Genomic DNA, 22,006 nt, shown 5'->3' on the forward strand with positions numbered 1-22,006 from the left:
GCCGAAGTCGCCAAGTCGGAGCGTCCGGAGCTGACGAGCGCCAAGGTGATCGTCTCGGGCGGCCGGGCGCTGAAGGACGGGCCGACGTTCGAGGAATACATCATGCCGCTCGCCGACAAGCTGGGCGCGGCCGTGGGCGCGAGCCGCGCGGCGGTGGACGCGGGCTATGTGCCCAACGACTACCAGGTCGGCCAGACGGGCAAGATTGTGGCGCCGGAAGTCTACATTGCCATTGGCATCTCGGGCGCGATCCAGCACCTCGCCGGCATGAAGGACTCCAAGACCATCATTGCCATCAACAAGGACGAGGACGCGCCGATCTTCCAGGTCGCCGACATCGGCCTCGTCGCGGACCTCTTCAATGCCGTGCCAGAGCTTACCGGGAAGCTGTAAGCGTTTGGTCAAATTGCAGAACTACATGCCCCCCGAAGGTAACTTCGGGGGGTTTTTGCATGTCCTGGCCAAACAGACCGATCCTGCGCAGCAATGGCCCGGTAACGGGCATCCTGTTCCTTTTTCTGCTGATTGCGACGAGTGCGTTCGCAGGAACAGCACACGCTAAGGCCAAGTCATTCACGCTCGATCCGGCATCGGGATGGGTCGTCAAATGGTCGCAGACCAGTTGCATCCTCGCCCGCAAATTCGGAACCGGAAGCAAGCCATTTCTGCTCAGCCTGAAAGCCTATGCACCGGGCTATCAGTTCGAGGTTACCCTGGCTGGAGCGCAGACCTGGGGCTACCGGAAGGGGGGCTTGCTGGTTGCCTACGGCGATAGCGAACCGCAAGCGATCGGCCCCCCTCAAAATGGCCATATGAATACATATGGTCCGGCCGTGATCTTCACGAGCACCTTGCCCAACTGGAAGGCATATCCCGATACCGAATTTGAAAACGGGTTGCAGCGGATCGCGATCTCCACAGTCAGGCGCAAGCTGATCCTCAACACCGGGCCGATGGCAAAGGCGCTGAGCGCGTTACGCCAATGCACGGACAATCTCATAGTACTGCGGGGTTTCGATCCCGAGGTCCAGAATGCACTATCCCGGCGAATAAAGCCCATCGATCCGTCCAGATGGATAGACCCGATCCAGAAGGAATTTCCGCCCGAACTCTTCGCGATGGCCAGAAATGCCACAGTGCACATCCTTGTGCGAGTGGACGAGAAAGGCATGCCCACCCGTTGCGACACGGTGCAGACTTTCGACAACACGGACTTCGACGTCCGCGCCTGCGGCATCATCCTCGACAAGGCGCGTTTTCACCCGGCGCTGGACAGAAACGGCCAGCCGGTAGCGTCCTACTACGCGAATTTCATCGCCTACCATCAGAAATAGCAGCCGCTCCCGTCACGCCGCAACGCGCTCGAACAGGTTAAGCGCCACGTCCCCTTCGGGCGCATGTCTGGCGTATTTCACGAAACCCAGCGCCGCTGCCAGCTTCTCAGACGCGGTGTTGCCTTCCTCGATCATGCAGGCGATCCGCTGGTGCCCGTGCGTCTCGTCGAACCACGCCAGCACAGCGCGCATGACTTCCCCGGCCACGCCCTGCCCCCACCAGTCCTGCCGAACGATCCAGCCCGCCTCGGGCGTATCGTCCATCCCCTTGCCGAAGCCGCGCCAGGAGTGGAACACGCCGCAACTGCCAATGATCCCGCTTTCGCCCGGACGGCGGACATAGAAGATCCCGTAGCCGTAGAGCGACCAGCTTCCGGCATTGCGCATGAGCCGTTCAAACTGCGGCTGCGCTTCGGCGCGCGCCGGGCCGAGGAAGCGCGTCATGTCCTCGCCCTCCAGCAGGCGGACGAGATCGTCCAGGTCGCTGGCGGCGGGTTTCCAGAGTTCGAAACGATCGGTGGTCAGTATCGGGCCGTGGTTCATAACCAGCGGTCTACGGCGTGGATGGCCAGCCCGGCAAGCCCGCCGACGACAGTGCCATTGATGCGGATAAACTGCAGGTCGCGCCCCACCGCGCCCTCGATCCGGCCGGACACGGTCTTCGCATCCCAGCGCTTCACCGTTTCCGACACCAGCCGCACGATTTCCGAGCCATAGCGCGAGGAAATACCCACCAGCGTGCGCCGGGCGAAGCGGTTGACGAGCGCCTGCAGCCGCGCGTCCTGCCCCAGCGCCTGTCCAAGCTGGGCCATGGACGCCCCCAGACTGCCCGCCAGCGCCTTGTCCGGATTGCGCACCGCGCGCAGCAGCGCGGCGCGGGCGCGCTCCCACATCGCATCCATCCAGGCCGCCACGGCAGGGTTTGCCAGGAGTTCCAGCTTCACCCGTTCCACCTTGAGGCGCATCGCCGGATCGTTGCGCAAGTCATCCGCGAGCTGCGCCAGGGCATCGTCTATTTTCGCGCGCAGCGGATGATCGGCCTGCACGATCACTTCGGCGAGCACGCGGTAGGTTCCGTCGAGAACGCCATTGGCAAGCCGTTCGTCGAGCCCCGTCCAGCGCATGATAGTGTTGGCCCGCTGATGGATCATCGCGCGGATCATCGGCTCATTGGCCTCGACCAGTTCGCCGGTCTTGCGCAGCAGGCTTTCCAGCACTGGCAAGTGGCGCTGGTCGGCAATCGCATGGTCCAGCATCTGCCCCAGCAGCGGCGCCAGCTCGGTCTTTTCAAGCTGGCTGCGCAGCCCCGCCTTGACCATGCCGCCCATCTGTTCGGGATCGAGCGATTCCAGCACGTCCGCCAGAAGCCCGGCAGTCCCTTCGCTCAACCGCGACTGCTCGCCGCCGCGCGGGCCGGACAGGAACGTCCCGGCGCTGGCGGCGAGATTGAACCCGTGCAGCCGCCGGGCGACGACTTGCGGCGTCAGGAAATTGTCCTGCAGGAACCGCCCCATCGAATCGGCGATACGGTCCTTGTTGACCGGAATGATCGCGGTGTGCGGGATCGGCAGGCCCAGCGGGCGGCGGAACAGCGCCGTCACTGCGAACCAGTCGGCAAGGCCGCCCACCATCGCCGCCTCGGTAAAGGCAATCGCGAAGCCCAGCGGCACGCTCCATTCGGGATGGAGCCCGGCCAGATGCCGGAACGTCAGGAACGCGGCCGCCATGACCAGCAGCAAAGCCGTGGCGAACACGCGCATGCGCTTCGCCCTGCCGGGCATCATGTCTTGCCTTATCGCGGCCTGGCTGCGCCGGACTGGCGGCAATGGCGTTCTTCCGTTTACTCCGCCGGAGCCGCCTCGCCGCCGTGATGGCCGCGGTGCGCCTCGTCGGCGTGATGGGGTTCGAAGGTCAGCAGCGCCTTGCGCAGACGCGGGCCGACCCGCTTTTCAAAACCATCGGCGAGGCTGAAGGCTGCAGGCACGATCACCAGCGTCAGCAAGGTCGAAAGCAGCAGGCCGCCAATCACCGTCAGGCCCATCGGCGCGCGGAAGGCGCCGTCACCGGACAGCGACAGCGCCGTGGGCACCATGCCCGCCGTCATCGCCACTGTGGTCATGATGATCGGCTGCGCGCGCTTGTGGCCCGCGTCCATGATGGCATGGAGCTTGTCGACGCCCTTGGCCATTTCCTCGATCGCGAAGTCGATCAGCAGGATCGAATTCTTGGCGACGATGCCCAGCAGCATCAGGATGCCGATATAGACCGGCATCGAGATGGGCTGGCCCACCACGGTCAGTGCCAGCAGCCCGCCCAGCGGCGCCAGCAGCAGCGAGGCCATGTTCACCAGCGGCGAGACGAAGCGCTTGTAGAGCAGCACCAGCACCGCGAAGACGAGGAAGATGCCGCTGATCACCGCGATGATGAAGCTCTGCACCATCTCGGCCTGCCACTTGTCCTCACCCACCGGGGCATTGGAGACGCCCGTGGGCAGGTTCTTCATGATCGGCAGGTTCTGGATCGCCGTCAGCACCGGCCCCTTGACCTGGCCTTCGCCGAGGTCCGCGCCGACAAAGATGCGGCGCGCCTGATTGTAGCGCTGGATCTGCGTCGGCCCTGCACCGAAGCGGATCTCGGCCACGCGCTTGAGCGGCACCGAACCGCCGGACGCGGTCGCCACCGGCAGGTTCTCGATCGTCGAGAAATCGCGGCGCGAGGACCGGCCCAGAATGACGCGGATCGGCACCTGGCGGTCGCTCAGCGAGAACTTGGCGGCGTTCTGATCGATCTCGCCCATCGTCGCGATGCGGATCGTCTGGCTCAGCGCGGCCGTGGTGACGCCCAGTTGCGCCGCCAGATCAAGGCGCGGGACGATCACCAGTTCCGGCCGCTGCAGGTCAGCAGCGATACGCGGCGCCACCACACCCGGAATGGTGCGCATCTGCTCGGCCAGCGTCTGCGCGGTCTTGTTGAGCAGTTCGCTGTCACTGCCCGAGAGCATGACCGAAATGTCACGCCCGCTGCCGAATCCGCCCGATTGCGAGGCAAACGTCACCCGCGCATCGGGAATCTGCTGCAGTTCGGGGGCCAGACGGCGTTCGAACTCGACGCTCGTGTCAGAGCGTTCACTGGCCGGTTTCAGCGCGATGTAGAGCGATCCCGAGCCTTCGCGGCTTGCCTGCAGCACGTGCTCCACTTCAGGCTGCGCTTCGATCAGGTGGGTCACGCGGGAGGCAACGGCATCGGTCTGCTCGATCGTGGTGCCGGGTACCATCTCGATATTGACCTGGCTGTAATCATCGTTGGTATTGGGCTGGAACTGTTGCGGCAGCCCCGCGAGCAGTGCGAATGTCACCACCAGCGCATAGATACCCGCGCAGAAGGCATAGAAGCGGTGATCGTGCATGCGCGCCGCGATCCGGTCCGAAAAGTACCGGTACCAGCGGCCGAGCCCGCCCAGCAGCAAGGCCGCCAGCCGGAACAGTTTGCCCAGCACGAACACGGCCACCGGAATGCCGAGCGGCGCGATCACAGCGGCCAGCACGAAAGCGGCCTTGTCGAGCCCCAAGGTCTCCAGTCCGCCCTGCGTCACCTTGAATATGCCGCCCGCCAGCGCGAAGCCCGCGCCCAGAAGCGCCACGATCAGGACCGTGGCGACAATATAGTACCACCAGCGCGCGGGGGCTTTCACCAGCGCGGCCTTGCGGCGGTGCGCTTCGGTGGAATCCAGCGTCCAGGCCAGGACTTTCATGTAGAAGTCCATCGCCTTGCCGCCGCCGTGCTCGGCATGGCCATGAGCTTTCAGGAAATAAGCCGCGACCATCGGCGTGATCAGACGCGCCACGGCAAGGCTCATCAGCACCGCGACCACGACCGTGAGACCGAAAGCCTTGAAGAACTGCCCCGGAATGCCGGGCATCAGGCCCACCGGCAGGAACACCGCGACGATCGAGAACGTGGTGGCGACGACGGCCAGGCCGATCTCGTCGGCCGCGTCGATAGAGGCCTGATAGGCGCTCTTGCCCATGCGCATGTGGCGCACGATGTTCTCGATCTCCACGATCGCGTCATCGACCAGCACGCCCGCTACCAGACTGAGCGCCAGCAGCGAGAGGAAGTTCAGCGTGAAGCCGAGCATGTCCATGAACCAGAACGTCGGGATCGCCGAAAGCGGGATCGCGATCGCGGAAATGAACGTGGCCCGCCAGTCGCGCAGGAACAGGTAAACGATCACGATCGCCAGCACCGCGCCTTCCACCAGCGCTTCCATGGAGCTGGTATATTGCTCCTTGGTATAATCGACTGGCGCGAAAAGCTGCGTAATGTGAACGTTCGGATTGTCTTTTTCGATCTTGTGCAGCTTCTTCATCGCCTCGTCGTAGACGGTGACATCGGAAGCCCCGAGCGCACGCTTGAAATTGAAGGTCACGACCTGGCGGCCGTTCAGCCGGGCAATCCGCTTCTGTTCGGAATAACCGTCATAGACATGGGCGATATCGGACAGCTTGATCTGGCGTCCGCCGCCCAGATTGACCCGGGTCTTCGAAAGATCGAAGGCACTGTCGGCGTTGCCCAGCACGCGCACCGACTGGCGCGATCCGGCGATTTCGGCCTGCCCGCCCGCGGCATCGGTATTGACCTGACGCAGCGCGATATTGACGTCGCGCGCGGTGACCCCCAGCGCATTCATGCGTTCGGGATCGACGACGACGCGAATCTCACGGTCGACGCCGCCGTTGCGGTTCACTTCGGCAAGGCCTTCGACCGACAGCAGCGACTTGGCGATCGTATCATCGACGAACCAGCTGAGCTGCTCCATCGTCATGTCGTCCGCACTGACCGCGAAGTGGGCGAGCGCATCGCCGCCCGCCTCGATCTTCGTCACTTGCGGTTCGAGAATGCCCTCCGGCAGGTCGCTGCGGATCTGGTCGACCGCGTTCTTGACCTGGTTGGTCGCAACATCGGCATTGGTGCCCACCGAAAAGAGCACCACCGTGGTCGAGCCGCCTTCGGAAGCGGTCGACTGGATTTCCTCAACCCCCGGCACCGAACGGGCGGCACTTTCGACCTTCTGCGTGACTTGCGTCTCGATCTCGGTCGGCGCCGCGCCCGGCTGGGTCACGCGCACGATCACGCCGGGGAACTCGACATCCGGCATGTTGTTCACGTCCATCCGGCCGAACGAGACCACACCCGCGATCATCACGCCGATGAAGAAGACGATCGGAATGATCGGATTGCGGATCGACCAGGCCGAAATATTGCGCAAGCTCATGCGCGCCTCACTTGTCTTCAGTGACGAGCTTGGGTTTCACCTTGTCGCCATCGTTGAGGAATCCGCCGGCGCGCAACACCACTTTCTCCTTGCCGGTCAGGCCGGAAGTGATGGCAATGCCATTCGCCGTCACCAGCCCGGTCTTGACCGGAGTGCGGTGCGCCACGCCCTTGGCATCGACAACATAGACGAACGATCCCTTGGCATCGTTCTGGATCGCCGATTCCGGCAGCATCGGCGCCACCACCGTGCCGCTATCGATCACGGCGCTGGCGAACCCGCCCGGCCGCAGCGCCGGATTATAGCTAAGCGCGATACGGGCCGTGCCCTGCCGCGTCGCCTGATCGATAACCGGCGAGATCTGCCAGACCTGGCCCGTGAAGCTTTTGCCTGATCCAACCGGCGTCACCCGCGCCGGAACGCCCACCGAAATCGAGGAGAGATCGTCCTCGCTCAGCTCCGCCAGCAATTCCATCTGTCCGCCCTTGGCGAGGCGGAAAAGCACACCGCTGCCCCCGCCGACGACCTGGCCGGGCTCGACATCGCGGGTCAGCACGAGGCCCGCTTCCGGAGCGACGATGTTGAGGCGCGCCGCCTGGGCCTGCAACTGGCGCAAGGTGGCCTGCGCCACTTTGACGCGCGCCGCTGCGGCGTCGCGGGTTGCCGTCAGCCGGTCGACATCGGCGGTCGAGATGAAGCCGCGATCCACCAGCTTGAGCGCACGGTCGAGATTGGCCTGTGCCAGCCGGGCATCGGCCTGCGCCACGCTGACTTGCGCGGCCTGGCTGGCCTGTTGCTGGCTCTGCACCGAACGGTCGACCACGGCCAGCACCTGGCCTTTTTCCACCCAGTCGCCCGGTTCGACGCGCACGGAGCGGACTTCGCCGCCCTCACCCACGGAACCGACGGGCATTGCGCGCCGCGCGGCCAGCGTGCCGGTCGCATGGATCTGCCCGGCCACCGTCGTCTTGCCGGGTGCCACGACCGTCACCACGGGAATCTGGTCCGCGGCCGTATCCGCACCTTCGCCCGCCCCGCCGCTGTGCAGCAGAAACCAGATACCGATAATCGCGGCAACTGCGGCGAGCGCAATAATCCAGATCTTGCGGCTTGATCCGCGATCCTGATCGAAGCCTTCCGCCAATGGATTGCCGGTTGCTTCCATCACATCATCGCCCATCATTTCGATCTTGGTGTCATAGTTCATCAGGTCACCGCATCAGTCACTTTCGCCTTGCGGGCACCGTGACTTTATTTACCGCAAGAAGACCGGCCGTGTTCGATACGGACAACTTGCAAGCCATACATCCATTCCCGCAGCCATATACGGGCGGCCCAAGTGTGGCAACGTGCACTCGGTTTGGGGCGGATGCGCATCGACGAACGACATCATTGCCGAAAAGCCCATCGGCGCATTCTTTTTGTTGCGGAAAACAACGAAAAACGGCGGCGAAAATCGATTTCGCCGCCGTCCGTCATGCTGTTTCTTTCTCGAAGCGCCGTGTCAGTATTTCTGCTGGCGCTCGTAGAGATCGCGATAGTGTTGAATTCGGGTCACACGCAGCCCCTGCATTCCGGAGCGGTCGACCGCGCGCTGCCACGAGGCAAATTCCTCCAGCGTCAGCTGATAGCGCTCGCAGACTTCGTCGATCGAAAGCAGCCCGCCATTGACGGCCGCCACAACCTCCGCCTTGCGGCGCACGACCCAGCGGGTCGTGTTCGGCGGCGGCAGTGTCTCCAGGGTCAGCGGCTCGCCGAGAGGCCCGATCACCTGAGCAGGACGGATTTTCTGGTTCTCGATCATCTTTACCCTCGCACGCCGGTGCTGCTTGTGCCGGCGACAGGAGAGGTTTTTGCCTCGCCTGGCTTGCAATAGACTGAAGCAGTTGGGTTAACGGATCTTGATACATCTTCGTATGTAGTTAACACGGAAGCCGCGCAGCCATCGAAGCTGCCGCGCAGCCGAAGCCGCAGAGGCCCTGCGTCCCGGGTCAAAACGGTGCGGACCTCGTGCCCGGCGAACAAGCGCGAGCGCAGGTCCTGCCAATCGAGCGGCAACCGGAATTCCGTTAACGCATCACCCGCGCGACCATGCGGATGCCCTGTCATGCAGGTTTTATAGTCATAAACGATATTCATGATGCCGCTTATAACTCCGACTTGGTCAAGGGACGGTAAAGGACGGACTTACGCTTCGTTGACCAAGCTTAACGGCATCCGTAAACGCCTGGCCTTCCTGCGGCAGCGGCGTTCGATGGTAGGAATGCCGCCCCTTTGGCTGTATGGGGCGCCCCATGAGCCTTCTGTCCAACCTGTCCACCGGCCTTGATCCGGTTAACCTCTGGCAATTGCCCGAACCGCTGGCCGGCCGCCGTATCGTCGTCGCCATGTCGGGCGGCGTCGACAGCTCGGTCGTCGCGGCACTGGCTGCCGCGAGCGGCGCGGAAGTTATTGGCGTAACCCTGCAACTCTACGACTACGGCGCGGCCACCGGGCGCAAAGGCGCCTGCTGCGCCGGGGACGACATCCGCGATGCCCGTGCCGTAGCAGACCGGCTGGGTATCGCGCATTATGTCTTCGACCACGAGAGTAGTTTTCGCGAGGAAGTGGTGGAACGCTTCGCCAACGACTACCTCCAGGGCCGCACGCCGATCCCCTGCATCCGCTGCAACATGGGGCCCAAGTTCACCGATCTGCTGGCCATGGCCCGCGAACTGGGCGCCGATTGCCTGGCGACCGGGCACTATGTGCGCCGGGTGATGGGGCCTGCCGGGCCCGAACTGCACCGCGCCGCCGATCCCGCGCGCGACCAGAGCTATTTTCTCTACGGCACCACCGAGGAACAGCTCGATTTCTTGCGCTTTCCGCTGGGCGGGTTGCCCAAGACCGAAACCCGCCGCCTCGCCGAAGCGGCGGGACTGCGCGTGGCGGACAAGCCGGACAGCCAGGACATCTGCTTCGTGCCCGATGGCGACTATGCCAAGATCGTGCGCGCAGTGCGCCCCGAAGGCGAGGCGCCGGGCGAGATCGTCCATGCCGAAACCGGCGAAGTGCTGGGCTCGCATCGCGGCGTGATCCACTATACCGTCGGCCAGCGCCGGGGGCTGGAGATCGGCGGCCAGCCCGAGCCGCTCTATGTCACCCGCATCGATGCGGAGACCCGGCGCGTCATCGCCGGGCCGCGCCGCCTGCTCGCCACCGCATCGGCCCGGATCGCCGAAACCAACCGCATCGGCCCGCTGCCTGATGGCCCCCTCACCGCCAAAGTCCGCTCGCTCGCCAAGCCGGTGCCGGTCACGCTGGAAGGGCCGCTGGGCGATGGCGCGGAGGCCACGATCCGCTTCGCCCAGCCCGAATATGGCGTCGCGCCCGGACAGGCCGCCGTGATCTATGCCGGAGAGCGCGTGGTCGGCGGCGGCTGGATCGAAGAGACCACGCCCTGGGAAAATCCCGCCGGATGAAGACGATCGGCCTGATCGGCGGCATGAGCTGGGAAAGCTCGGCGGAATATTACCGCATCATAAACCGGGCCGTGCGCGACCGTCTGGGGCCCGAGGCTTCGGCGCAATGCCTGCTGTGGTCGTTCGATTTCGCCGAGATCGCCGCACTCCAGCGGGCGGGCGACTGGCCCGGCCTGACCGAACGCATGATCGATGCCGCGCGGCGGCTGGAGGCAGGCGGCGCGGAAATGCTGCTGATCTGTACCAACACCATGCACCGCATGGCGGACGAGGTGCAGACGGCGGTCCCGCTTCCCTTGCTGCACATCGCCGATGCGGCAGGCGCGGCGATTGCGCGGCAGGGCCTCACCCGGGTCGGCCTGCTCGGCACCGCCTTCACCATGGAGCAGCCGTTCTACCGCGAACGGCTGCGCGAGCGCTTCGGGCTCGACGTTATCGTGCCTGAAGAAGCAAACCGGGCCGAAGTGCACCGCGTGATCTACGAGGAACTGATCGCGGGCCGGATCGAACCCACTTCGCGCCAGACCTATCGCGACGTGATCGCCCGGCTGGTGGACCGGGGCGCGCAAGGCGTGATCCTCGGCTGCACCGAAATCCCCGTGCTCGTTTCGGACACGGATGCCGCCGTGCCTCTGTTCGACACCACCCGGCTCCACGCCGAAGCCGCCGTCGGCGCCGCGCTCGACAGCTAAAGACAGGCATTAGATCTGCATCAGGTTCCGTTCGTGTCGAGCGAAGTCGAGACACGGTAGCACTGGTTTAACGTGTCTCGACTTCGCTCGACACGAACGGGGGTAACGGAGGGAGCGTTTGCGGCGGGTGAACCGCGTCCTGCGGCCCACCCGCCATGCCTGCGCTATTTCACGCCGAGAAACGGCAGCGGGCCACTGCCGCTATAGGTCGGCAGCTTGCCGTCCCACTTCTCGACCGCGCGCATCTTCACGATCTCGGGGTTGGTGCGGATCGCTTCCGCCTCCACCTGGATCGCCTGCGCATCGCCCTTCGCCTTGGCGACGCGCGCCTCGGCATCGGCCTTGGCGGTCGCGACATTGGCCTGCGCGGCGAGCGCGGCCTGCTCGTTGGCGATCTTGGCATTGATCTGCGCGAGCACCTGCTTGGGCACGACGATATTGCCCGCCCAATAGACCTGCTCCACCTGCAGCCCCACCGGTGCGAAGAAGGCCTCCACCCGCTTCTGCGCGGTCTGGATCAGTTCGGCCTTGTGATCGCCGTAGATCTGCTCGACGCCCAGTTGCGCCGCACGCTCGACAATCGCATTGCGGATCGCATTGCGCAGCGGACCGGCGATGATCTGGTCCATGTCCGTGCGGTAACGCTGGAACAGGATCGCCGCGCGCGCGGGGTCGACGTGATAGCTCACCGCCACATCGGCCGAGAGCGACAGCCCGTTCTTGTCCTGAAAGCTGAAGCTCTCGTCGATCGGGCTCTGCTCGGTGGGATTGGCGGTCCAGGTATAAGTGCGCGTGAACACCGGATATTCGTAGATATGCGTTCCCGGCGGCGCGAGATACCAGCCCACGCCCAGCGAATCCGGCGAGACGCCGCCCGCGATGTTGTTCACCCGGATGCCGACATTGCCCGGCTCCACCCGCGCCAGCGAGGTCGAGGCCAGCAGGCCCACCGCAACCAGCCCGGCCACCCATCCGGCCCGGCCCGGAAAGCTACGCACGGCCCGCGCCAGCCGGGACAGTCCGCCCCGGCGCCGATTATCACTATAGCTCATTTCTCTTCTCCGCCTGGGGGAGAACCGCTCCCCTGCCGGTGCCGATGGGCGGCACGCGAACAGGCGTCCGGCAGACAGCCGGGTCCGTCCCCCGGAACGGAGGAACTCTTGCTGGAGGAATTTCGGGGTCGAGGGATGCGCGGCAAGCCCGAAGGCGGAGCGCGCAGGCGCAGGACGACGAAAGCGACAGCCAAAATCACAATGTGCGCAAGGAGTTCATGCCCCCAAAAGCACCGGACCTAAAGCTCAAGCCAGAACGCCGTTACACCTGCTCCTTGGGCACTGCCGGAGCAGTGCGCCTTACCGTTTCGACAGGCGCGAATTTATCATCCCCGCCCCCCCGCGCAAGCAAAACCGGACATGCGCCTGCCGATTTTCAATACGTTAACAAGACGATCACTCGTCCCAGGGTTCGAGCTGGCAGCCGGTCTTCGCGCTGTAGGTGGCGCTCTGGTGCGCCAGCAGCGGCACGCCCGCGCGGACCGTTTTCGTCTCCGCATCGTCCGACAGCGAAACGAGGCCCGCCACGCGCCCGAGCCCGGCCACGTCAAGATCGCCCTCGCAGCTCTTGAGCGGGCGCTGCGAGACATAGCGGCACACGCAGCCCGCTTGCGCGCCATAGGCCGAGCCGACCAGCGCCTCTTCGCGCAAATGCGCCCAGTTCCAGCCGAGCACGGCTACCACCGCCACGATCAGCAGCAAAATCACATTGCGCAGCCAGCGTGCGGGCTGGCGCGTTCGATAGGGCGCGGCCTGTTTGTCCCCCATCGGCCATTTTCCAGGTGTTGCCATTCGCACGCGCCTCGCACATCACACCGCGCGTCATGCCGGTGCGCCGCCTTCCCCATATCCTCGCCCTGCTCGCCCTGCCAACCCTGTGGGGCTGTGGACAGTCCGCGCCCGAGGGCCCGCCGCCGCCGAGCAACGCCTCCATCGCCGCGATCAAGGACGATGGCGGCGCCCCGCAAGTGCCGCTCGCCCGCGCCATAGACGCGCTGTTCGATGCAGACAGCGTGGGCAGGACCGAAGCCCTGGTGATCATGAAGCGCGGCTCGGTGATCGCCGAACGCTATGGCAAAGGCATCACCGCGAAGACGCGCCTGCCCGGCTGGAGCATGGGCCAGTGCGTCACCGCGCTGATGATCGGCCAGCTCGTCAGCGACGGGCGGCTGCGGCTCAACGAATCGGCGCCGGTGCCCGCTTGGCAGCGCCCCGGCGACCCGCGCGGCGTGATCACGCTCAAGCAATTGCTGCAGATGCGCTCGGGCCTGCGCCATGCGGAAAACCCCGAAGTGGGCGATGGCGAGGAGCGCATCGAATCGGACCGCGTGCGGATGCTGTTTCTCGACGGGCGCGACGACATGGCCGCTTATGCCGAGGCCCAGCCGCTGGAAGCTCCGGCGGGCCGGGTGTTCGAGAATTCCTCGGCCACGCCAGTCATCCTCTCGGACCTGGCCGCGCGCGTGCTGGCTCCGGACCCTGATCCCACGCGGCGGCGCCAGGCGGTGAACGACTATCTGCGCAACCGCGTGCTGGCCCCCATCGGTATGAATTCGATGCAAGTGGGATACGACCCCGCGGGCACCATGATCGGCGCCGCCATGGTCCATGCCGATGCCCGCGACTGGGCGAAGCTCGGCGAGTTCCTGCGCCATTCCGGCTCGGTGAAAGGCGCGCAGATCCTGCCGCGCCGCTGGATCCAGTTCATGCTGGCGCCAAGCCCGCGCAACGAAGGCTACGGCGCGGGCGTCTGGCTCAACCGCGCCCCGCCGGGCGGCGATGCGCGCCTCTACCCCAATATCCTGCCGTCCAGCCTCTTCGCCTGCACCGGCGAATACGGGCAATATGTGATCGGCTCGCCCGCCCAGCTTCTCACCGTGGTGCGCCTCGGCGAAAGCGACGCCGCGCAGCAGCGCGTACTACACCGGCGGCTGGGCGAATTGCTCACGCTGTTCCCCGGCGGGCAGCCGTAACCGCCGGTCCTACTCCGCCCTCGCCCGGATCGGCAGCAGGACGTTCCGGCCTGCGTTGCCCGCTTCGTTGACCAGCCCTTCCGGGTCGGTGTGGATCAGCACTTCGATATCGGGAAACTCGGCATGGATGCGCGATTCGATATCGTCCATCACCCGGTGGGCCTGCCAGACGGTCATCTTGGGATCGACCCAGATATGAAACTGCACGAAGTCCTTGTTGCCCGATGTCCGGGTGCGCAAGTCATGCACGCCGGTAATGTCGGGATAGCTGGCCAGGACTTCGAGAAAGCGCCGCTTCTTCTCCTTCGGCCACTCGTGATCCATCAGCTGGTCGATAACCTGCGACGAAGCCCGCCGCGCGCCCCAGCCGAGCCACGCGGCGATGCCCAGCCCGAACAGCGGATCGGCCCCCTTGAATCCCGCGTACTGGTCCAGCGCCAGCGCCACGATCACGGCCAGGTTGAGCAGCAGGTCGGACTGGTAATGCACATTGTCCGTCGAGATCGCGAGGCTGCCGGTCTTGCGGATCACGTGGCGCTGCCAGGCCAGCAGCGCGAAGGTCACGGCAATAGCCGCCAGCGACACGCCGATGCCTTCCGCCGCCGCCTCTACCCGGCTGCCGGCAAGGAACTGCTCCACCGCGCGGCTGGCAATGCCCAGCGCCGAGATCGAGATCAGCACGATCTGGAACAGCGCGGCGATCGCCTCTGCCTTGCCATGGCCGAAACGGTGCTTGTCGTCCGCGGGCTGCGCGGCGATCCACACGCCGAGCAGCGTGGCGAGGCTGGCCACGAGATCGAGCGTGGTATCGGCCAGGCTGCCCAGCATCGCCGTCGATCCGGTCGACCATGCCGCCCAGCCCTTGATGCCCAGCAGCAGCAGGGCCGCGCTGATGCTGGCAATGGCGGCGCTGTGATTGAGGCGGGCGTGCCCGGTCATGCCGCCCCGCTCACGGATAAAGCAGGGTGCTGGACCAGCCCCCGTCCGAATCGCGCATGAAACGGCGGCGCTCGTGCAGGCGGTGGGCCCGGTCGTGCCAGAATTCGATCGCGGCGGGCACCACGCGGTAGCCGCCCCAGTGCCCCGGGCGCTCCACGTCCTTGCCTTCGAACCGGGCGCGCGCTTCCTCGTAGCGGGCAAGGAACGTCTCGCGGCAGTCGAGCGGGGCGGACTGGTCGGACGCCACCGCACCGATCTGCGAATCGCGGGCGCGCGAGTGGAAATAGGCATCGGCCTGTTCCGGCGTCACCGGCTGCAGATGGCCTTCGATGCGGATCTGGCGGCGCAGGCTTTTCCAGTGGAACAGCAGCGCCACGTTCGGATTCGCGGCAATCTCGCGCCCCTTGCGCGAATGGCCGTTGGTGTAGAACACGAAACCGTCCGGCCCATAGCCCTTGAGCAGGACCATACGCACTGACGGGAAACCGTCCGGCGTGGCCGTGGCCAGCGCCATGGCGTTGGAATCGTTGGGTTCGGCGGCCCGGGCCTCATCGTACCAGACCTTGAACAGATCGATGGGATCGCCGTGCGGGACGACTTCGCGCGCAAGTTCAGTTTCCATGGCGATTTCCTGATGCGGTTGACACAGTTGGCAGGGCCTTGACGTAAGACAGTGATAGGATCGCGCCCCTGCCCCGCGACGCCGCACAGCGCGTTGATCCGGAACAATTCACGGGCACCCGGGAAGACATAGAAGCAGGGATAGCCGTCAGCGCTCATGTAGGAAAGCCAACGCGCATACACAACTTGCCGTAAGCAGCGAGGACACCTAGCTAAGCATCATCATGGCAGCAGATCCTTATACCACCCTGGGTGTTTCACGCGGCGCAAGCGAGAAGGAGATCAAATCCGCCTATCGCAAGCTCGCCAAGGAACTCCACCCCGATACCAACAAGGACAACCCCAAGGCGGCGGAACGCTTTTCCGACGTGACCCGCGCCTATGACCTCCTGTCCGACAAGGCCAAGCGCGCCCAGTTCGACCGGGGCGAGATCGATGCCGAGGGCAATCCCACCTCGCCCTTCGGCGGCGGGGGCGGCTTTGGCGGCGGCTTCGGCGGAGGCGGCGGCCAACGCGGCTTTTCGGGCGGCTTCGGCGGCAACGAAGGGATCGACCTTGAAGACCTGTTCGGCGGCATCTTCGGCGGCGCCGGCGCGCGCGGGCATGGTGCGGGCGGTCCGGGCGGCTTCGGCGGGGGCATGGGTGGAGGCCGCAGCCGTGCGGCCCCGCGCGGCGCCAATGTCAGCTACCGCCTCTCCGTGCCGCTGACCGACGCGGCCGAGCGCAAGGACCAGCGCATCACCCTGTCCGATGGCAAGAGCATCGACCTCAAGCTGCCTGCGGGGGTCGAGGACGGCACCCAGATGCGGCTCGGCGGCAAGGGCGAGCCGGGCCCCGGCGGCCCGGGCGACGCGCTGATCACCATCCAGATCCAGCCCCACGCCTTCTTCAAGCAGGATGGCGACGACTTGCGGCTGGACCTGCCGATCACGCTCGACGAGGCGATGAACGGCGCCAAGGTCAAGGCGCCGACGGCTTCGGGCGCGGTCATGCTCTCGGTTCCGGCAGGCTCCAGCTCGGGCAAAGTGCTGCGTCTCAAGGGCCGCGGCATGAGCCGCAAGGACGGATCGCGCGGCGATCAGTACATCACGCTGGAAATCGTCCTGCCCGAGGATGACGCGGATCTGGCCCAGCGCCTCGAAGGCTGGAAGGACAGCCGCGACGTAAGGGGCAAACTGGGTGTCTAACGCCTGATCGTTGGGCTATAAATCGTCATTGCGAGGCCTGTAAGGCCGCGGCAATCCAGAGCGCAGTGGCACCCCGCCCTGGATTGCTTCGCTTCGCTCGCAATGACGAGTGGTTCATTCAAAGCGGGTCATACTCTAACGCGGCGGTTCAAAAGCCTGCCGCGCCTTTGCCACCTGCGCCCGCGTGACGCATCCTTCGGCGTGATCGTTGATCAGCCCCATCGCCTGCATGAAGGCATAGACCGTGGTCGGCCCCACGAAAGCCCAGCCGCGTTTCTTGAGATCCTTTGACAGGGCGATGGACGCAGCCGAGGTCGAAGCGGTCTGCGGCGGGGGCAGCGTCGCGGGATCGGGCTCGAACCGCCAGACATAGGCGGCAAGCGAGCCTTCCGCCTGCACCAGTTCCCGCGCCCGCCGGGCATTGTTGACGACGGCCGCGATCTTGCCGCGATGGCGCACGATGCCCTTGTCCTGCAGCAGGCGTTCGATGCCGACCTCTGTAAACGCGGCAATCCGGTCGAAATCGAAGCCGTGAAAGGCCGCGCGGAAATTCTCGCGCTTGGCCAGAATCGTGCGCCAGCTCAGGCCTGACTGGAACCCTTCCAGGCACAGCTTTTCGAACAGGCGCCGGTCGTCCTTCACCGGAAAGCCCCATTCGGTGTCGTGGTAGGGCAGGAATTCGGGCACCCCCAGGCACCACTTGCAGCGCGGTTCGCCGTCGGGTCCGGGGAGCGTCGCGCTCATTGACCCGCCTTCAGGAAGGCCAGCCGCGCGTCGGTGCGGCCCGGCGCGATCTCCAGGATTTCCGCATGGACCACACCATGCTCCACGAACGGATCCTGCGCAACGCGCGCTTCCAGGTCTGCGCGCGGCAGGCCGTGCGCGAGGATCGCGCCGCCTCCGTCCGGCTGCAATCCGCCCACCAGCAGGAAAACGCCGTCGTCGAAGCCGCGCGTGATCCACTCCTTGTGCGCTTCCATAAGCGCCGGCGCCCGGGCCTTGTCAGCGAATCTCAAAATCACGGCGTACATGATCACTCCTGCAATGGACGGGTTACGGCGGGAAGCTGGTCCTCCAGCCACTGATCGATGGCGCGCACCTCGCGGCGGACGAAGTCTTCATCGCCCAGCGCCGTGGCGAGCGTGGCGATTCCCTGACTGCGCATGAGCACGTGCAAGGCCAGCGCCTCGGCATCCCGTTCCCGTCCCAGCGCCGCAAACTGTTCGGCCAGCCAATCGCGGAACAGGACAAACACCCCGGCCGCATCGCCCTTTGCGCCATGTTCCAGCTTGGCCAGTTCGTTGCACAGCGTGCCGACGGGGCAGCCGTGGGCCATGATCTTCGCCTGATTGCGGATCACGATATGGGCAAAGCTGCGGATGCGTTCGAGCGGATCGCTCGCGCCATCTTCCCAGCTCTCCAGCATGGTGCGGGTATCGGCCATGCGCGCGGCGATGACGGCCTCGAGAATCGCATCCTTCGCCTTGAAATGATAGTAGAAATTGCCGCGGGACAGACCGGCCTCGGCGGCGATGTCGGCAAATGAGGTGGCTTCGTAGCCCTGTTCGTAGAACAGGCGGTCTGCGACGGAAACAATCTGTCCGCGCGTGGCACTTGCACTCAAGACACAGCCTCCTTCACCCTGCCGGTACTATTAGGACATTTGACCTAAATTTCTCTAGGTCAAATGTCCTAATAGTGTCAAGGCGCGGGCCTGACCCGGTAAACGCTCCGTAAGATGCGGAACTCCAAATTGAACCTGACACATGCATTGCCTATGACCGGCCAGTGCACGCCGAACCGCCCATAGACCCCTGCGGCCCGCCCGATCTTTCGCCCGAAGGACGACGGCGAAGTGCGCTGTTGCAGCACGAAGGGCTGCGCCAGCGGATCAAGCGGCGCGCGGGGCCGGGATCGCGCGTGTTCACCGTGATCACCCGGGTGGCGGGCGGCGCGTGGCAGGACGGGTTCATTCACGCAGGCAACCTGGCCTACATGACACTGCTGGCGCTGTTCCCCTTCTTCATCGCGGTGGCCGCCATCTTTTCCGCAATCGGCGAGAAGGCGCGGCTGGGATCGTCGATCGACGCGGTGCTGCGCGCGATGCCACCGCGCGTGGCCGAAGTGCTGGGCCCCGTCGCGCATGACGTGGTGGCGGCGCGGCACGGCTGGCTGCTGTGGATCGGCGGGTTGTTCGGGCTGTGGACCGCGACCAGCCTGATCGAGACAATCCGCGACATCCTCCACCGCGCCTACGGCACCAGCAAGCGCCAGCGCTACTGGCGTTACCGGCTGTTTTCCACCGGGCTTATCTTCGGCGCGGTGATGATGCTGCTGATCTCACTGTCCTCGCAGGTGCTGATATCGGCCACGCAGACGATCGTCTTCACTCTGTTTCCACAGCTCGACACGCTGTCCGAGCAGATCACCGTTTCCAGCTTGATCAGTGCCGGGGCCCTGTTTGGATCGATCTACATGCTGTTCTACCTGCTCACACCTTCGGAATACCAGAAGCGGATCTACCCGAAATGGCCGGGTGCGGCGCTGGTCACGGCATGGTGGCTGCTGGTGGCTTTCGCGCTGCCCAAGGTGCTGCGTAATTTTTTCGTCTACGATCTGACCTACGGAAGTCTCGCCGGAGTGATGATCGCGCTTTTCTTTTTCTGGCTGGTAGGCTTAGGGATGGTTGTGGGCGCCGAACTCAATGCGGCACTCGCGGAATCGCCTGAAGAAAGGGGCATGTTCGGGCGGTCCGCAACGGCCTTGGGGCCGAGTGAGAACGAAACACGGGAAGAACACGAATGACCGGTTTGATGCAGGGTAAACGCGGCTTGATCATGGGCCTTGCCAACGACAAGTCGCTGGCCTGGGGCATTGCCAAGAAGCTGCGGGAACAAGGGGCCGAACTGGCCTTTTCCTACCAGGGCGAAGCTCTGGAAAAGCGCGTGCGGCCGCTAGCCGAAAGTCTGGGCAGCGATTTCCTGATCGATTGCGACGTTTCCTCGATGGAAGCGCTCGATACCGCTTTCGCCACACTGGCCGAACGCTGGCCGACGATCGACTTCATCGTCCATGCCATCGGCTATTCGGACAAGAGCCAGCTGCGCGGGAAGTTCTACGACACCACGCTCGACAACTTCCTGATGACGATGAACATTTCGGCCTACAGCCTGGTCGCCGTCACCAAGCGGGCCATGCCGATGATGTCCAGCGGCGGCTCGATCCTGACGCTGACGTATTACGGCGCGGAAAAGGTGGTGCCGCACTACAACGTGATGGGCGTGGCCAAGGCGGCGCTGGAATCGTCGGTAAAGTACCTCGCCAATGACTGCGGCCCGGACGGGGTGCGCGTCAATGCCATCTCGGCCGGCCCGATCAAGACGCTGGCCGCCAGCGGCATCGGCGATTTCCGCTACATCCTCAAGTGGAACGAGCTGAACTCACCGCTGCGCCGCAATGTCACGATCGACGATGTCGGCGGGGCCGGGCTCTATTTCCTTTCGGATCTGTCCTCGGGCGTGACGGGCGAGACGCATCATGTCGATGCCGGCTATCACACCGTGGGCATGAAGCAGGAAGACGCGCCGGATATCGCGCTGGGCTGACAGGCCCGAGCCTGAAAACGGAAAAGGCCGGAAGGAAACTTCCGGCCTTTTTCATATGCGCAGCCGCCAGATATACTCGGACGCCGGAAACTGGTGCCTGCGAAAGCTTTACTTAGGCGCGGTTTCCGGCTCCTGCACCGGCGTATCCGCCGTGGCCTTGCCGCTTTCATCCTCAGCGGCGGCCTGTTCGGCTTCCTGCTTCTTCTGCGCGTCGAAATAGGCCTTCTCTTCCCGTTCGACTTCCTTCTGCTCGACGGCGGCCTTGGTATCGATGGTCGAAAGGCGCTTGGCGCGCTCGGCGGCGATCAGCTCGCTGAACTTCACGTCCGACCCGTTCTTCTTTTCGGCATAAGCCTGATCGATCAGCTTCTGGGTGCAGCCCAGCGATCCGCCCGCACCCACCGGCGAGCAGCTCAGCGTGCCGAACGCGCCGACCGTCTCGTAAGCCTCCACCTTGTTGGACCAGGCCTCCGACTTGGGCGAATCGATGCCCCGCAGCGGCTTGGGAATGCGGTAGCGCTCCGCCTCCGGCTTGCGCGCGCAGACGGTGATTTCCCCTTGCGAGGATGCCGGGCAGGGATCGTCGCCATAGACGATGAGCTGGTTGATCTTCTCACCATCCGGGCTGGAAACACTATCGTCATCCTGCGCGGCGGCAGGCGCCCCAGCCAGGGTCAGGCCGATAGCGGCGGCGGCAACGGCGGTCAGGAGACGAGACATCCAGGGGCTCCAATCATTCTGGTTATGGCGCACTATAGGACCATGCGCCGTTGAACGGTAGCTGAAGCACAGGCGCGGGCCTTGCGCCAGAACAACAATGCCTCCAACAAACCGCGAAATATCAGATACGTTCCGAAAGCTTGATCGCGGCGCGGCAGCCCAGGCGGATGGCATTGAACAGCAGCGGATAGGCCGGAGCCTGCTCCGCCCCCGCGGCCAGCGCGGCATCGCGGTGCTCGCGCTCGTCATCGCGGAATTCACGGATCGCCTCGCCCAGTTCGGGATCGTCACCATCCAGTTCGTCGAGCTGCTCGGTATAGTGGCGGTCGATCTCGGTCTCGATCGCGGCAGTGCACGCCATCGCGGCCTTCGGCCCCATCAGCGCCGTCGCCGCGCCCAGCGCGAAACCCGCCACGGACCAGACCGGCTGCAACGCCGTCGGCCGCACGCCGCGCTCGGCAATCATCGCATCGAAGCGGGCGCGGTGATCCTCTTCCTGCGCGGCCATGCCCGCCACTTCGGTGGAATGCGGGGCGCGGTTGCCCATCACCGCCATCTGCCCGGCATAGATCCGGGTGGCGCCGTATTCCCCGGCCTGATCGACGCGCAACATCCGCGCGCTGCGGGAAGAAGTCATGCTTTCGCCTTTCCGCCACGGGCCAGCAGCACGAAGGCCGCCAGTCCGCCAGCTGTTGAGAACAGGAAGTTCCAGCCCGCCAGCGAGATGCCAAACAGGCTCCAGGGCGCCTGATCGCACCGAATCACCGGCGCGTTCATGATCGCATCAAGCGGATCGGCGCCCGCCGCGAAAGGGCTGGCGGTGCAGGCGGTCACGCCTTTCCACCAGCCATATTCGATCCCGGCATGGAAACCGCCGATCAGGCCCGACGTTACGATTCCCAGCGCCGCCACCGCAACCAGCGGGCGCACCGGGCGCCAGAAGAAGGCGAGCGCCGCGAAAACCAGCGCGAACATGTGCGGATAGCGCTGCCACCAGCACATCTCGCAAGGCGCCAGGCCAAAGCCGTATTGCGCCAGATAGGCCCCGCCCAGCGCCGCGGCCGGGATCAGCAGGACAAACCAGCGAGCCGGGCGCAGCGATCCGGCGACAGGAATGGTCATGATCTCTTATCCCCGTCCGCGTCCG

Annotated in this window: 24 protein-coding genes; 8 read left to right on the forward strand and 16 right to left on the reverse strand. The window is 65.0% G+C overall.

The window, feature by feature from the left end:
• Nucleotides 1-393, forward strand: a 393-nt coding sequence (locus MTR66_RS11430) for an FAD-binding protein (protein WP_243921069.1), incomplete at its 5' end; no start/stop codon positions are given.
• Nucleotides 394-452: 59 nt separating this feature from the next.
• Nucleotides 453-1,334 carry an energy transducer TonB gene (locus MTR66_RS11435; RefSeq protein ID WP_243921071.1) on the forward strand — a complete coding sequence of 294 codons (882 nt, stop codon included), beginning with the start codon at nucleotides 453-455 and terminating at the stop codon, nucleotides 1,332-1,334.
• 12 nt (nucleotides 1,335-1,346) lie between these two features.
• Here the strand turns inward: MTR66_RS11435 and MTR66_RS11440 are convergent, their stop codons facing one another.
• The 6 genes from MTR66_RS11440 to MTR66_RS11465 form a co-directional block, all read right to left on the reverse strand.
• Entirely contained in the window at nucleotides 1,347-1,877 is a 531-nt protein-coding gene (locus tag MTR66_RS11440; RefSeq protein WP_243921073.1) for a GNAT family N-acetyltransferase, read from the reverse strand.
• Nucleotides 1,874-3,094, reverse strand: coding sequence for a DUF445 domain-containing protein (locus MTR66_RS11445; protein WP_243921400.1), 1,221 nt, complete (start codon nucleotides 3,092-3,094; stop codon nucleotides 1,874-1,876). Before MTR66_RS11445 ends, MTR66_RS11440 begins: the two co-directional genes overlap by 4 nt.
• An 80-nt stretch (nucleotides 3,095-3,174) precedes the next feature.
• A complete protein-coding gene (locus MTR66_RS11450) occupies nucleotides 3,175-6,609 on the reverse strand; it encodes an efflux RND transporter permease subunit (RefSeq protein ID WP_243921075.1) in 3,435 nt (1,144 codons plus the stop codon).
• Nucleotides 6,610-6,616: 7 nt separating this feature from the next.
• Nucleotides 6,617-7,816 carry an efflux RND transporter periplasmic adaptor subunit gene (locus MTR66_RS11455; protein WP_243921077.1) on the reverse strand — a complete coding sequence of 400 codons (1,200 nt, stop codon included), beginning with the start codon at nucleotides 7,814-7,816 and terminating at the stop codon, nucleotides 6,617-6,619.
• A 297-nt stretch (nucleotides 7,817-8,113) separates the two neighbouring features.
• The gene (gene sciP / locus MTR66_RS11460; protein ID WP_243921078.1) at nucleotides 8,114-8,413 is read right to left on the reverse strand and encodes a CtrA inhibitor SciP; all 300 of its coding nucleotides are present in this window, start codon (nucleotides 8,411-8,413) and stop codon (nucleotides 8,114-8,116) included.
• 2 nt (nucleotides 8,414-8,415) lie between these two features.
• Complete coding sequence (locus MTR66_RS11465; RefSeq protein ID WP_243921080.1) at nucleotides 8,416-8,748, reverse strand: hypothetical protein; 333 nt, start codon at nucleotides 8,746-8,748, stop codon at nucleotides 8,416-8,418.
• 155 nt (nucleotides 8,749-8,903) lie between these two features.
• Here MTR66_RS11465 and mnmA point away from each other — a divergent pair, with 155 nt between their 5' ends.
• Both mnmA and MTR66_RS11475 read left to right on the forward strand, forming a co-directional pair.
• Nucleotides 8,904-10,070, forward strand: coding sequence for a tRNA 2-thiouridine(34) synthase MnmA (gene mnmA, locus MTR66_RS11470; RefSeq protein ID WP_243921082.1), 1,167 nt, complete (start codon nucleotides 8,904-8,906; stop codon nucleotides 10,068-10,070).
• Nucleotides 10,067-10,762, forward strand: a complete 696-nt coding sequence (locus MTR66_RS11475) for an aspartate/glutamate racemase family protein (protein ID WP_243921084.1) — start codon at nucleotides 10,067-10,069, stop codon at nucleotides 10,760-10,762. The genes mnmA and MTR66_RS11475 overlap by 4 nt, the downstream gene beginning before the upstream one ends.
• A 164-nt stretch (nucleotides 10,763-10,926) precedes the next feature.
• Here MTR66_RS11475 and MTR66_RS11480 read toward each other — a convergent pair whose 3' ends face one another.
• Nucleotides 10,927-11,814 (reverse strand): SPFH domain-containing protein, encoded by an 888-nt coding sequence (locus tag MTR66_RS11480; protein WP_243921086.1) that lies wholly within the window; start codon nucleotides 11,812-11,814, stop codon nucleotides 10,927-10,929.
• 396 nt (nucleotides 11,815-12,210) lie between these two features.
• The gene (locus MTR66_RS11485) at nucleotides 12,211-12,606 is read right to left on the reverse strand and encodes a hypothetical protein (RefSeq protein ID WP_243921088.1); all 396 of its coding nucleotides are present in this window, start codon (nucleotides 12,604-12,606) and stop codon (nucleotides 12,211-12,213) included.
• 32 nt (nucleotides 12,607-12,638) lie between these two features.
• Between MTR66_RS11485 and MTR66_RS11490 the strand changes: the two genes are divergently transcribed.
• Nucleotides 12,639-13,787, forward strand: a complete 1,149-nt coding sequence (locus MTR66_RS11490; RefSeq protein ID WP_407673047.1) for a serine hydrolase domain-containing protein — start codon at nucleotides 12,639-12,641, stop codon at nucleotides 13,785-13,787.
• 9 nt (nucleotides 13,788-13,796) lie between these two features.
• On the opposite strand, the gene MTR66_RS11495 is transcribed toward MTR66_RS11490, so the two are convergent.
• On the reverse strand, nucleotides 13,797-14,726 hold the full coding sequence (locus MTR66_RS11495) for a cation diffusion facilitator family transporter (protein WP_243921093.1): 930 nt from the start codon (nucleotides 14,724-14,726) through the stop codon (nucleotides 13,797-13,799).
• A gap of 10 nt (nucleotides 14,727-14,736) precedes the next feature.
• Nucleotides 14,737-15,348, reverse strand: coding sequence for a pyridoxamine 5'-phosphate oxidase (gene pdxH, locus MTR66_RS11500; protein WP_243921095.1), 612 nt, complete (start codon nucleotides 15,346-15,348; stop codon nucleotides 14,737-14,739).
• Nucleotides 15,349-15,571: 223 nt separating this feature from the next.
• Here pdxH and MTR66_RS11505 point away from each other — a divergent pair, with 223 nt between their 5' ends.
• Nucleotides 15,572-16,534 carry a DnaJ C-terminal domain-containing protein gene (locus MTR66_RS11505; RefSeq protein ID WP_243921097.1) on the forward strand — a complete coding sequence of 321 codons (963 nt, stop codon included), beginning with the start codon at nucleotides 15,572-15,574 and terminating at the stop codon, nucleotides 16,532-16,534.
• A 135-nt stretch (nucleotides 16,535-16,669) separates the two neighbouring features.
• Here MTR66_RS11505 and MTR66_RS11510 read toward each other — a convergent pair whose 3' ends face one another.
• The 3 genes from MTR66_RS11510 to MTR66_RS11520 are packed head-to-tail and all read right to left on the reverse strand — an operon-like array spanning nucleotide 16,670 to nucleotide 18,158.
• Entirely contained in the window at nucleotides 16,670-17,278 is a 609-nt protein-coding gene (locus MTR66_RS11510; protein ID WP_243921099.1) for a DNA-3-methyladenine glycosylase I, read from the reverse strand.
• A complete protein-coding gene (locus MTR66_RS11515; RefSeq protein ID WP_243921101.1) occupies nucleotides 17,275-17,565 on the reverse strand; it encodes a YciI family protein in 291 nt (96 codons plus the stop codon). The genes MTR66_RS11510 and MTR66_RS11515 overlap by 4 nt, the downstream gene beginning before the upstream one ends.
• 2 nt (nucleotides 17,566-17,567) lie before the next feature.
• A complete protein-coding gene (locus MTR66_RS11520) occupies nucleotides 17,568-18,158 on the reverse strand; it encodes a TetR/AcrR family transcriptional regulator (RefSeq protein WP_243921103.1) in 591 nt (196 codons plus the stop codon).
• 164 nt (nucleotides 18,159-18,322) lie between these two features.
• Between MTR66_RS11520 and MTR66_RS11525 the strand changes: the two genes are divergently transcribed.
• Nucleotides 18,323-19,339: a YihY/virulence factor BrkB family protein gene (locus tag MTR66_RS11525; protein WP_243921105.1), complete on the forward strand. Its 1,017-nt coding sequence runs from the start codon at nucleotides 18,323-18,325 to the stop codon at nucleotides 19,337-19,339.
• Nucleotides 19,336-20,139, forward strand: coding sequence for an enoyl-ACP reductase FabI (fabI, locus tag MTR66_RS11530; protein ID WP_243921107.1), 804 nt, complete (start codon nucleotides 19,336-19,338; stop codon nucleotides 20,137-20,139). Before MTR66_RS11525 ends, fabI begins: the two co-directional genes overlap by 4 nt.
• A gap of 108 nt (nucleotides 20,140-20,247) precedes the next feature.
• Here the strand turns inward: fabI and MTR66_RS11535 are convergent, their stop codons facing one another.
• From MTR66_RS11535 to MTR66_RS11545, 3 genes are all read right to left on the reverse strand, one after another.
• Entirely contained in the window at nucleotides 20,248-20,859 is a 612-nt protein-coding gene (locus MTR66_RS11535; protein WP_243921110.1) for a hypothetical protein, read from the reverse strand.
• 121 nt (nucleotides 20,860-20,980) lie between these two features.
• Nucleotides 20,981-21,496, reverse strand: coding sequence for a demethoxyubiquinone hydroxylase family protein (locus tag MTR66_RS11540; RefSeq protein ID WP_243921112.1), 516 nt, complete (start codon nucleotides 21,494-21,496; stop codon nucleotides 20,981-20,983).
• Entirely contained in the window at nucleotides 21,493-21,981 is a 489-nt protein-coding gene (locus MTR66_RS11545; RefSeq protein ID WP_243921114.1) for a disulfide bond formation protein B, read from the reverse strand. Before MTR66_RS11545 ends, MTR66_RS11540 begins: the two co-directional genes overlap by 4 nt.
• Nucleotides 21,982-22,006 lie beyond the last annotated feature (25 nt).

Origin of the sequence: Novosphingobium beihaiense, assembly GCF_022832375.1 — a bacterium.
GTDB lineage: Bacteria > Pseudomonadota > Alphaproteobacteria > Sphingomonadales > Sphingomonadaceae > Novosphingobium > Novosphingobium beihaiensis.

What these genes read in the sequence shown, in the direction of transcription:
- MTR66_RS11435 (WP_243921071.1), top strand. Translation starts at nt 453, where the DNA reads ATGTCCTGGCCAAACAGACCGATCCTGCGCAGCAATGGCCCGGTAACG.
- MTR66_RS11440 (WP_243921073.1), bottom strand. Translation starts at nt 1,877, where the DNA reads ATGAACCACGGCCCGATACTGACCACCGATCGTTTCGAACTCTGGAAA.
- MTR66_RS11445 (WP_243921400.1), bottom strand. Translation starts at nt 3,094, where the DNA reads ATGCGCGTGTTCGCCACGGCTTTGCTGCTGGTCATGGCGGCCGCGTTC.
- MTR66_RS11450 (WP_243921075.1), bottom strand. Translation starts at nt 6,609, where the DNA reads ATGAGCTTGCGCAATATTTCGGCCTGGTCGATCCGCAATCCGATCATT.
- MTR66_RS11455 (WP_243921077.1), bottom strand. Translation starts at nt 7,816, where the DNA reads ATGAACTATGACACCAAGATCGAAATGATGGGCGATGATGTGATGGAA.
- sciP (WP_243921078.1), bottom strand. Translation starts at nt 8,413, where the DNA reads ATGATCGAGAACCAGAAAATCCGTCCTGCTCAGGTGATCGGGCCTCTC.
- MTR66_RS11465 (WP_243921080.1), bottom strand. Translation starts at nt 8,748, where the DNA reads ATGAATATCGTTTATGACTATAAAACCTGCATGACAGGGCATCCGCAT.
- mnmA (WP_243921082.1), top strand. Translation starts at nt 8,904, where the DNA reads ATGAGCCTTCTGTCCAACCTGTCCACCGGCCTTGATCCGGTTAACCTC.
- MTR66_RS11475 (WP_243921084.1), top strand. Translation starts at nt 10,067, where the DNA reads ATGAAGACGATCGGCCTGATCGGCGGCATGAGCTGGGAAAGCTCGGCG.
- MTR66_RS11480 (WP_243921086.1), bottom strand. Translation starts at nt 11,814, where the DNA reads ATGAGCTATAGTGATAATCGGCGCCGGGGCGGACTGTCCCGGCTGGCG.
- MTR66_RS11485 (WP_243921088.1), bottom strand. Translation starts at nt 12,606, where the DNA reads ATGGCAACACCTGGAAAATGGCCGATGGGGGACAAACAGGCCGCGCCC.
- MTR66_RS11490 (WP_407673047.1), top strand. Translation starts at nt 12,639, where the DNA reads ATGCCGGTGCGCCGCCTTCCCCATATCCTCGCCCTGCTCGCCCTGCCA.
- MTR66_RS11495 (WP_243921093.1), bottom strand. Translation starts at nt 14,726, where the DNA reads ATGACCGGGCACGCCCGCCTCAATCACAGCGCCGCCATTGCCAGCATC.
- pdxH (WP_243921095.1), bottom strand. Translation starts at nt 15,348, where the DNA reads ATGGAAACTGAACTTGCGCGCGAAGTCGTCCCGCACGGCGATCCCATC.
- MTR66_RS11505 (WP_243921097.1), top strand. Translation starts at nt 15,572, where the DNA reads ATGGCAGCAGATCCTTATACCACCCTGGGTGTTTCACGCGGCGCAAGC.
- MTR66_RS11510 (WP_243921099.1), bottom strand. Translation starts at nt 17,278, where the DNA reads ATGAGCGCGACGCTCCCCGGACCCGACGGCGAACCGCGCTGCAAGTGG.
- MTR66_RS11515 (WP_243921101.1), bottom strand. Translation starts at nt 17,565, where the DNA reads ATGTACGCCGTGATTTTGAGATTCGCTGACAAGGCCCGGGCGCCGGCG.
- fabI (WP_243921107.1), top strand. Translation starts at nt 19,336, where the DNA reads ATGACCGGTTTGATGCAGGGTAAACGCGGCTTGATCATGGGCCTTGCC.
- MTR66_RS11535 (WP_243921110.1), bottom strand. Translation starts at nt 20,859, where the DNA reads ATGTCTCGTCTCCTGACCGCCGTTGCCGCCGCCGCTATCGGCCTGACC.
- MTR66_RS11540 (WP_243921112.1), bottom strand. Translation starts at nt 21,496, where the DNA reads ATGACTTCTTCCCGCAGCGCGCGGATGTTGCGCGTCGATCAGGCCGGG.
- MTR66_RS11545 (WP_243921114.1), bottom strand. Translation starts at nt 21,981, where the DNA reads ATGACCATTCCTGTCGCCGGATCGCTGCGCCCGGCTCGCTGGTTTGTC.